This window comes from Martinezella rhizogenes (genome assembly GCF_007002745.1).
GTDB lineage: Bacteria > Pseudomonadota > Alphaproteobacteria > Rhizobiales > Rhizobiaceae > Agrobacterium > Agrobacterium cucumeris.
On the sequence record NZ_SGNY01000012.1, the window covers coordinates 155806 to 165992 of the forward strand.

Consider the following 10187-nt stretch of genomic DNA (forward strand, 5'->3'; position numbering starts at 1 on the left):
CTAGGGAGACAGCTTTATTGAATTTCAATGACATGTCGCCATTTACGTGTACATCAGAATAAAAAGATAATTCCGGCAAATAGTTTCAATTTATATATATTACATCCAGATTTACATTAACAAAGCATGCCTTCTATAAACAAAAGGAAATTCTATATTCTCTCAATACTCCATATCTACATGATGGATCTTCCCTATAACCGCCCCCGTTTCCCCCCGTTTGCTATCACCGGTCTACCTAGTGCGGCCAAACTGAAACGAGCAATTTCTCGGGCCTTTGTCTGCTATGACCAGTTTTGCGATGAACTCCTACAATATCAGCAAAGGTGGACGGATTGGGTGTTCGACCACGGATTTGCAGAAGCCATAGAAGACATGGCTCTGGTGTTCCAGATTGAACCTTGCCTTCATGGTCCCCGAACAGGCACACTGGAAGTGCTGAGATCTTGTCGCACGAAGGTCTTCATTTATACGTCGTACCGCAGGTTGCGCCACTTTGTTGAGAACCAGTGCATTGCTCAACCTGGCGACGCCGTCCTTGCTTGCATGATCCCGCCCTACGTGAGTGACCTCTCACTGCAGGAAATGTCTCGAGCCCACAATAGTTTTTGTCCAGGCAGTCACACGAGCATTGCAGACGTGCAGTGCTTTATTGCCATCCAACTCAGCAGCCTATTTGTTGAGGAGGGTACATGTGATGTGCATGGGCGAAATGGATTAAAAACAACCTGCCGCTTCTTTCGTCGTCCCGCTGAGTGCTTCAGCCGTTACGACATAGTTGCAATAGGGTCTGTGCTCTTTCACAACGCATTGCATCAGCCAGCGAACTACAATGAGGATCTTTCTTGCTTCGATCTGCGGTACGACTATCAGGTTTTCCTCCATGAGCGCGATGCCAATGATGGTGTGGGGCATTATCCGGAAGGCACACCACTACCTAGTGTCGCCATCGTAGGTGGTGGGCTCTCTGGCCTTGTTGCTGCTGCAGAACTACTTGACGCTGGCGTCAGGGAAATAGCCCTTTTTACCCCAGTAGATGAGGTTCGGAGTTTGGGTGTATCGCCGATGTCAAACGGCGACGCTCGCCAGGTCTTGACGTCATTCGGTGTCATGCCCATCTCCGGCAACCAAGTTTGTCTGTCATACTATCTGGATAAGTTTAGAATTCCGTCCAGCCTTCGTTTTCCTTGTGCCGGCAACGATCACACAGCACTCTACTTCCGGAAAAAACGTTACGAATGGCCGGCTGGACAAGCTCCACCAGGTGAATTCCAGCGGATATCTGCAGGGTGGGAGAAACTACTATACCACGGGTGTGAACGGAACGGCAGGAGGCTGATCGCTCCGATGGATATCTTTTCCATGCTGAGAGGTCGGCGTTATGAAGAAGCCTCGGAAGCAAGGCGGGCTTGGCTCAGGGAGTTTGATAATTTCACTTTCCATGCCGCTCTGGTCGAGATCTTCAGCTGCGGTGTCGAGAGTCCTGGTGGGGCGGCATGGCAAACAACTGATTTTGCTGCTTTCGGGATGATGAGATTGGGCGGCGGCCGAGTTTCTTCCTGTTACACCCTACTGTTTTCGACAGTCCTGGACTGGATAATCAATGGGTACGAGGAGGACCAGTATATCTCTGTTGGAGGGGTTCATCTTTTGCAGGCTCTGATGCGCATTGAGATATTCAAGAGAAAAGTAGGATTCCATTTTGACCCCCTGCGTGGACTAGCCAAGGAGGGCGGGAAAGTGAAGGTATGCATGAAAGATGGCCGTTCGCGCGTTTTTGACCAGGTCATCATTGGCGGGCGAGGTGGGCCCGATGCAACTAATATCACTCCGGTTAGCCATGTGACCTGTGTCGGCTATGATATCGAAGCCCCCGCTGGAAACTCGTCTGCTACTGTTAACGCAGCACTTTTCATGATCACAAAGCAAAAATTCTGGCTTGATGACGATATCCCAGCTTTGATCTGGACGGATGGGCTCGTCCGTGAGCTCTGTTGTATTGACATCGAATCGCCATCGGGAGAGGGGCTTGTTATTTTTCATTATGAAATGAACGACTATCTATCCCGCCCGTTCCAGTCCGATGAGAAGAAGAGAAGGTGCTTGGATTTAGTCAGAGAACTTGCTGCTGTCTTTCCTGAATTGGCTTGTCATTTGGTTCCAGTCAACGAAGATTACGAAGAATATGTCTTCGACGGCCACTTGAAGGATGGTTTCAGGGCCTCTTTATGGAGGGAAAATTCTCTTAAAAAATGTCAGTACAGCCAAGATCCGCATATGTATGATTCTCCGTTAATGGAGCATGGGGCAGTTTGCCAGATTGACAGTAAGGACTGCGTAAACGGAGCTTTGTTCGAAGAGCAGGTTAAGACGGGCATCATAACGGCCTGCACCGTCATTCGCAGCACCGGCGGGACACTATCTTCACTCCATCCCCTGGATTGGAATAAAATATATTTTCCTGCTTAAGTATATTAATGTATTAGTGCGTATTAATCCCGTAAGCCTGTAAGCTGCAGTAGCGGCGCTCAACTTAGCTTTCCATGAATAATAATGTTTTTCCTTTATTTTTGATTGAATCCTGCTTAAAAAATATTCTTTGAGTGGGCTTAAAATGACATTAATCAGATTCCAAAAATTTCCATCTGTGACCATTAGCGCCTTGATCGATGACATTAAAGTCTTCACATCTCCAGAGAAATGCCTTCGTGATTGCTTGTCTCCACGTGCTTTCGCATCTTGACAGCTAATAGCGGGCCCCTTGACACACTAGCCGGCCACGCAATTCGAGATATTCCCACTAACCCCAATGAGGTCACTGCATTCGTCATTGGCAGCCGCCCCACTTGCATTCGCCACTGTGCCGTTTGGGGTCCACTAGCCGCTAATTAGGACTGCATATATTTTGGACGAGCTAAGGGGTCACTATCACCTTCGGTTTGAATTTCCTTTTCACAAGACTTTAATGTTGCCAATTGAGCAGGCTGAAAGAAAATCCGCAATCAACGGAGAAAGGTTAACAGCCAAACAAAAAAAGAATGCTTCATCATTGCATAGGGTCTACAACGACCATTACTTTCGGCGGTGGGCCTTCTACTATTTTTTTCTTAGTCTTCGGCCAGCCATTTGTTAACTTCCTATATAAATCGCTTCACCAGAAGAATGAATTATTTAGATCATGCTGTAATGCTTCAATGCTGTAAGTTCTAAATGTTTGTTTCGTTTTGCAAGAAATCTATTTTGCTAACAGCACTTCTTTTATTCTCAGGATGGAACTAGCCGGAATAAACGTTGTCGGAATGGCCCAGACCTTTGGAGAGGCCTCGCTCGTTGTCTCCGACCTATTTCGGCGGGCTAAGGTCAAGAAGAAGAAGGCCAAACGTGTGTCGCCGGGCGATTTCCTCCCTGACCAAATTGCAGAGCTTGATGATCTGAGCGTCACTCCTCTGGCTATAACTTCTCCTGGGCCTCCCGTGATGGTCAATGATCACGGAATTGCCACGAGGGGACGCTTTGTCGCTGGACCGGAATATTCAGACCTACGGGGTTAATACGCAGTTCTAAACAAACCTACGGGATTAATACGCACGTGGCTCTATAATTTCGATTCATCTCGCCGCCGGAGATGATGTCGGCTATTTTCTCGTTGGTACAATAAGTTGCGAGCCACCGTGCGATTGTTTTTAATTTTCTATATAGTACTTTAACGTCTCTCTATGGCGATTTGTAATGTTTGGAATATTATTGTCTGTTAAGGCGCCTTTGTAACAATATCAATGTAAAAGCATTATCAGTATTGTGTGAGATCTCTATAAATATCGAAATGATTTGCCTATTTTCTGAAAATTGGCGGCAGAAATAATGCTGTAATAATTTATTTCAACACAAGTAAAATACATCGTGGCGTACGCTACACAACTCCTAACAGGAGCATAGGGGCTACGCCGGAAAACATAGAAATCCTACCAAACTTATAGTTAAAGGTGGCCTGCAGGGGACCTCAAGTCGCCGAGGTTTCTTTCTTCAGATTTACTATAGCAGGCTTCATATCACCCTCTTCACGTTTCTGGTTGGGTCCCGAGAGCCGCAGGGTGAGGTCTGGCTCCGGTGACGGTACCGCCGGTCGTGGCATCACGCCAGCATTTTTGGTGAACTGTGTGATGCCGCAAGCAATGACGTCATAGGAGCGGTTTCCAGTGCCTTGCCGCACGAAGAAGGTGCAGGCTACCTCCCTGCCGTACACATTTGTCACTTTTAACTCCAGCAGGTGAATGAACAAGGTACTTGCAAAAATGGCGATAAAACCTTCCAGATCAGGTTCTTCCACGCGGCGGTGCGGCCAAGCAATGTTGTGAGCACGGACCATCTCCTGGAGGGCGAGGTCGCTACGATAGGGTTGCATCGTGGTCGCCAGCACGGCCTCTAATCCAAACGTGATGGATTTTTCCTCCAGTACTTTCTGCATCTTCTCGCGAGATAGATAGACAAATACATGTCGGTCGTTTTCTCTGGCCAAATCCGGTTGATCGACAAGCATGGGGGGATGATAACATACTTTGTTTTTTAGAAGATGGGCCAGTTGTTTAAGTATGACCACCGGCGGACGGTTTTCCTCCAAATCAAGCACGCCTTGGGCCCACCTTTTCTGGAAATCCATGAGAGTTTTGCTATAGACTTGGCTATAGATTAAAAATGCAAATTGGATCTCATTGAACAAGTTAAGCTGGTTCCAGGCTTTTGTGAGATCTCGTGGTTGAAAGCGTTGAAGGAATAGTAATCGAGGAGGCATTGTGATGTGAGGTTGGGGATAACTGTGGAATAACGGCAAGTTCAGTGCCATTTAAAGTACGCCGCCGGCAAGTGGCATCAATCAGCCACAGTTTCCGGTCGGGAAAGCCAGAGGCAATCTGGCAATAATCACCATCGCATCAAAATCGATGCTCGGACATGGCGGCCTTAAAACCTGGATCAAGCGAAAAATAATGCCTGCTTGATTGGTCACGAGGTCATAGTAGTGGGCTAGCATTTTTGTCTTTTTTGTTTGGCTTTAGTGAAAGTGTATCTAAAAGATACCTGAAATGGGGAGGGGTGGGGTAGAGCTTAAAGTTTGCCGAATATTGGGTTTCGTGAAAGCTGCACGGGCAACTTGTTGATGGTTGCACTCTCGATGCTATTTATAATTAAGATGTAATTATTGCCGCTACGTGTAGTTATTGCCGATAATATCATAAATTCTATTGATGTATGTGGTATATTTTGAAATTGCATATGTCTGCTCATACAAATAATTTATTTCAATTACGCAATTACTCTTATGCCAATAAAATGTGGATTATATAGCAAGTGTAATCTTAAATACAATTTGGACCTATACGACTTAATATTGCCACGCCAGGCAACCAGTCCATTCGGATCTTGCTATAAGTGCCATACTGATACAAGTTTTAGATTTGAAGCCCATCAATCGTTTTAGAGCCCAAAAATCAAAATGGGCCGAAATAGCATTTATCTAAAAGAAGGAATCGTGGCTAGTTAAGTGCTTTGAATGAGATCCCATGGAAAAGCGACACCTGTGTGGTGCAGACAGGCCTAACGTGGTGCACAGGTTGAAAAAGTAGTGCCTTTTCGCAGCATAAATAAAGGTAGGCGCGTGCGACCATAATTAAAGGAAAAAGAAAGATGCTATTGACGATGTGACACCATTATTGGACAGCAGAACCTATTCCCACTCGTGCTTTTGCAAAGATGCAAAACCCTTAAAGGCCATTTTAAGTACAGACACGTGCCGGTCTATAATTATTTTACAAATGTGAGACGTGGAACATCGATAGTCGTATAATTTATGAATATTGGGTTTTGCAGCTATACCTAACTGATATTCAACTCATATAAGCAAAAGCATCTATAAAGGGAATGGTGCTTCCAGTTCTGGGTGCACGCCACTATTGTTTCCTACTTTGCTAACATGGCGGAATTTGACCTATGTGCTCTCTTTTCCAGTCTTAAGGTAGGCGACGTATCGTCCAGCGATGAGCTAAAGAAACACATCCAGAGCGCCTCAAAGGAGCGGACCCCCCTGACGGAGCCGGGTGAGGGCCAGTCGATGGATGTTGACGAAGAGGGCGGTCGCCAAGACCCTGGGATACTGTACCTCTACGTCGATTGCCCGACGATGATGCGATGCTTTTATGGAGGGTCTTTGCCCTACAATTCCACGCACGGCGCGCTCATCACCAATCTTCCACCATACCAGAAAGATGTAAGTCTCGGTGAGGTGTGCAGGGGGCTTAGGCAGGCATCAGGATTCTTTGGATACGAGGATGTTATCCGGAGCGCCTACTTCGCCGCACTTTCTGTCCCCGGGTACTTCGTCAAGCTGGATGGGCAGATGGAACTAACTTCAACAAAGGGAAAGTCTCTGACCTTCGACCTTTATGCCAGCAACCAGCTCAGGCTCGAACCTGGTGCGTTGGTGAGGCATGGCGAATGCAAATTTGGAATGGAGTGATGGCAGTAGCTGTTCTGACGGTGCCCAGAGGCTGGAGGTGGTACCTGTTTCACGCTAGAAATATAAATGTAATAAACTCATGGATCTGGTTGATGTAACCTGCGCCATGGATGCACTTGTTCTTTTTTGGTTCCGATGGATGGGTTGTTTGCTTGAAATGAAACCTGCCTGTTCGAAATTTGGTTATCACTTTTTCCATTTATGTTTTTAATTATTTGTGTATTAAAGAAAATAGTTCACATAGCCGCAATATATGACCGAAGCTGGCCCGCAATGCCGCAATAGATGATTAATTTGTCAAACTTAGCTATCAATATCTCGATAGAAGTGCCCACATGTTTAAACTAGGCAAACTCGTTCTCCTTGAAAACTGATAATAAAGACAAGAAAATTAGCCCACTCTAAAAAGTCACATAGCAAATTCAACATAAAGAAACCAGAAGTCAGAGGAAAGACTTTTAATCCTTGATTATTTGAACGAAATAGCCGCAATACGCCAAAGTGTCGCCTTCATGATTGTTCAATAATTTCTGTAGCAAATGGAAAACGTTTTACAAACAATGTGGCCTTGGAGTAATAATCGGAAGAAAAGTTCATAAGTCAGATAATTTGCGTTGCTGACACTAGTGACCAAGCACCTTTAAATACCTCTGCTTCCCATGCATTTTTCCAAGTTAACCTAAAGTGGCAGTTGAATGGCTCGTTATTTCGGTGGTAGCTCTCAACGGCTTCATGTCGATGATTTTCGTTTGATCAAGGAGCCCACTCGACTGAAGGCTCAGCTTGTTAATGTGGTGGAAACCTACAAGGCTGCACAAACAGAGACGTTAAAGTACTATATACCATCTGCAACTGAGCGTGTGGCTCATATGGAGGCAGTCCATGTCAACAATGCAGAAATGGGGCTGCATCCGGCCGGGTTCAAGTATCCTCTGTCCTTCGTCTTTACCTCCCTGGCCGTGGCTAAAGCCTGCAAGGAGAACAAGCATCTCGTGTGCGAGGAGCATTTGGAGGGAGATCTGATATCGTGCGTCGTTCCTCCCTATCAGACAAATGTCTCACTCGCTGCTTTAAGGGAGATCCACAATTCCATTTCGGGAGGAGGGTACCGGAATCCAACAGACATGGATTATTTTGTGGCGATCTTGCCAGATGAAAATTTCGACTATCAGAGCTGTGAAATTGTCACCAAAAATGGCGGCGAAGGCCTTTGCAAGATTTATAGCAGACAACTGGAGGGGCCCTTAGCTTATGAGGCCATACTGGCAATTGGCAAGGTCCTGTTGGAATAGGCAGTGCACCGCTGATCCAACGGGAGTTTCGATTATATTTCGTATTATCTTACATGACTTAAGATCATGCATGTTTCGCTTGTTCTCCCGTGTGTCGGTTACGTTATTGTGTTAAAATAACGGGATGATGATATCAAGTGCTATTGTAAAATATGTTATATTTTGAATATCTATAATATAAGCGCTGTGTGCGCTCGATGGGTAGTTAAATGATCATGATATATATTTTTGGGTAATCAATCGCATTGCAGTGCCGTGTGCTTATTGAAGTAATATAGTGTTAAAATTATTTATTTAATATCTGATAACATATCAAAGGGTACAACGTGATAACAAAGACGGTGGATACAGCGTTTATTGGGATATCCGCTGGCCAGTTATACGTAAATAATACAGACAGAGTTTGAGAGAGCACGCAGATTGTAGCCAAGTTGAGTGACTTGCCGGTAGCACCGAAGCTAAGCTCAGGTGTTCCAAATTGACTGGCGTCGAGGTGACGAGCACGACGACCTTGCCGGACAATGCGGTCGCAGGGGGCTCAAGGCGGGTGGCTTGTAACGGACCTTGTGCTTCTTGTTGTAGCTTTCGTTGAGCATAACCATTGGGAAGGTTGCTGAACAACGGTAGCGCACCTTTTTCAAGCGAGGGTGGCAGAAGAACATATTTGCCCGTCGGCAGACGGCGGTGAGCATGACAGCTGCTAAGGGAGTTACTGGAATCGCGTGAGCGGTGAGCATGCCGTCCTGACTATCGGCGCCCAATCAACAGGACATCCTCAACATGTTTTCCAATTCCTTGAAACCTATCTTTATAGCATTGATCTCCAACCGATCTCGATTGAGGCCAAATTTAATATTCAAAAGAGAGTTTAGTGGAAATGGAATATAATCCCGTGGCGGAAGAAGAGCCTTCAAAAATGGCAGTCCACTAGGACAGTCAATAATATCCAAAAAGCATTGAAATTGGGTTGGGCACGAGAGGCTGACGCGGATGCCACTCGATTGCTAATGGAGTGGTTCCTTTTCTAGCATATCGAATCCATCGCTTCACTATATCCTTACCTGATTGGCTGAGCTGCGAGACCACCAATAACTTCCACTAATATCGAAAGTGTGGCTGCTTTGATTATGATGCTTTGTGAGAGGTTCTCTCCCCAATAAAGTCAAGTTGACAGATTCGGATACGCCCGGTTGAGATTTTATTTCATTTTTTATCTATTTCGCATCTCGAAAAGTTCACAGAAATCAACAAGGAGGAGGCCAGGTGTTTAAATAGGTTCCAGCTGCTCTAAAGTGATCAGAAGAGAATTTACAGCTGGAGGCACAAAGCACTAATCCTGCTAAAGCATGAGCATGGCAGATGAGTTGGAGCGTCAATTGGAAGGCATTTCTCTCGTTACAGTCCTGGGTCCGGATGTGAGGGCCGAGCTTGAGGCGGCGCTACGGGACTACCGCGATGATCTCGACTTCTGGAAAAGCAACGGTTACGCGGTGGCGGATCTCGATCAATCTGTGACGGTCGACAAGCTTCTTTTTATGTATATGGATGAACCAATAGCAGACTTGTGTGTAAAGAATCGCATCCTCGTTTGCAACAGCAATTCAGTCGCGAAAATTACTTCGCTTCCACCATACCTGCCTGGGGTTACAAGGGCCGAGGCGTTTGAGAAACTTAACTCCATTGTTTGTGGAGGTCCTGCATCTGGATCTCTTCAATCTGCTTGTTGCGACTATTTCGTGGCGTTCCTCCCCAGCAATTGTTTTGAGAAGACCGGTGAGATATCGGTGCGCACAGTGGACGGCGAGTGTGGCCCCTTCGATGTCTTTACCCGGCAGCGTCAGCCAGAGGATCAGAGCGATATGTTTTTTAAGTATGAAGAGATTGTATGTGCTGGAAAGAGTCTATTTTTTTGAAACTAGTGTGTTTTATCTGTGTAACATGTTATGGAGTCTGATCGTATGATGTAATAGCTAAATTTGGTATTAATAATGATTGATCGTTATATAAGAATTGTTATTAACATAATTAAGTTTAGAGTAAAGCAAGAGGGAAATAAATTAAAACACTTTATTCAGTTACAAACAATTATGAAAATACAAACATAATACAAACATAATACAAACGTCGCAGGAGAAAGATGACACCGTAGGATATTTATGAGCCAAGGATAGACTTGCCAGAAGGCGAGATCGTCCTCATAGCTTAGTCGCCTTGGGCGGGCCCTAACTGGTGGGCTCCATCTTGAGAAAAAACAGCTCCTTAGTCAGGAAGGTGGCTTCCAGAACAGCGCGACCAACCTTATAGATATCGTCGGCATACTCCGGCAGGATCTCACCGAGAACCGGTGTCGCAATATCTTCGGTGACTTCACCATACTGGACGATGAC

The 10187-nt window shown here is 45.6% G+C and carries 5 protein-coding genes; 4 read left to right on the forward strand and 1 reads right to left on the reverse strand.

Annotation, left to right across the window (positions count from 1 at the left end):
- Positions 1-180 precede the first annotated feature (180 nt).
- Positions 181-2469 (forward strand): FAD-dependent oxidoreductase, encoded by a 2289-nt coding sequence (locus EXN68_RS25540; protein WP_161991480.1) that lies wholly within the window; start codon positions 181-183, stop codon positions 2467-2469.
- Between the two features lie 1531 nt (positions 2470-4000).
- Here the strand turns inward: EXN68_RS25540 and EXN68_RS25545 are convergent.
- Positions 4001-4840, reverse strand: a complete 840-nt coding sequence (locus tag EXN68_RS25545; RefSeq protein ID WP_077768174.1) for a RolB family protein — start codon at positions 4838-4840, stop codon at positions 4001-4003.
- 1263 nt (positions 4841-6103) lie between these two features.
- Between EXN68_RS25545 and EXN68_RS25550 the strand changes: the two genes are divergently transcribed.
- The 3 genes from EXN68_RS25550 to EXN68_RS25560 all read left to right on the forward strand — a co-directional run bounded on the left by EXN68_RS25550 (position 6104) and on the right by EXN68_RS25560 (position 9713).
- Positions 6104-6508 (forward strand): RolB family protein, encoded by a 405-nt coding sequence (locus EXN68_RS25550; RefSeq protein WP_161596388.1) that lies wholly within the window; start codon positions 6104-6106, stop codon positions 6506-6508.
- A gap of 695 nt (positions 6509-7203) precedes the next feature.
- Positions 7204-7800, forward strand: coding sequence for a RolB family protein (locus tag EXN68_RS25555; protein ID WP_077768172.1), 597 nt, complete (start codon positions 7204-7206; stop codon positions 7798-7800).
- A gap of 1352 nt (positions 7801-9152) precedes the next feature.
- Complete coding sequence (locus EXN68_RS25560; RefSeq protein WP_161596389.1) at positions 9153-9713, forward strand: RolB family protein; 561 nt, start codon at positions 9153-9155, stop codon at positions 9711-9713.
- Positions 9714-10187: the final 474 nt, after the last annotated feature.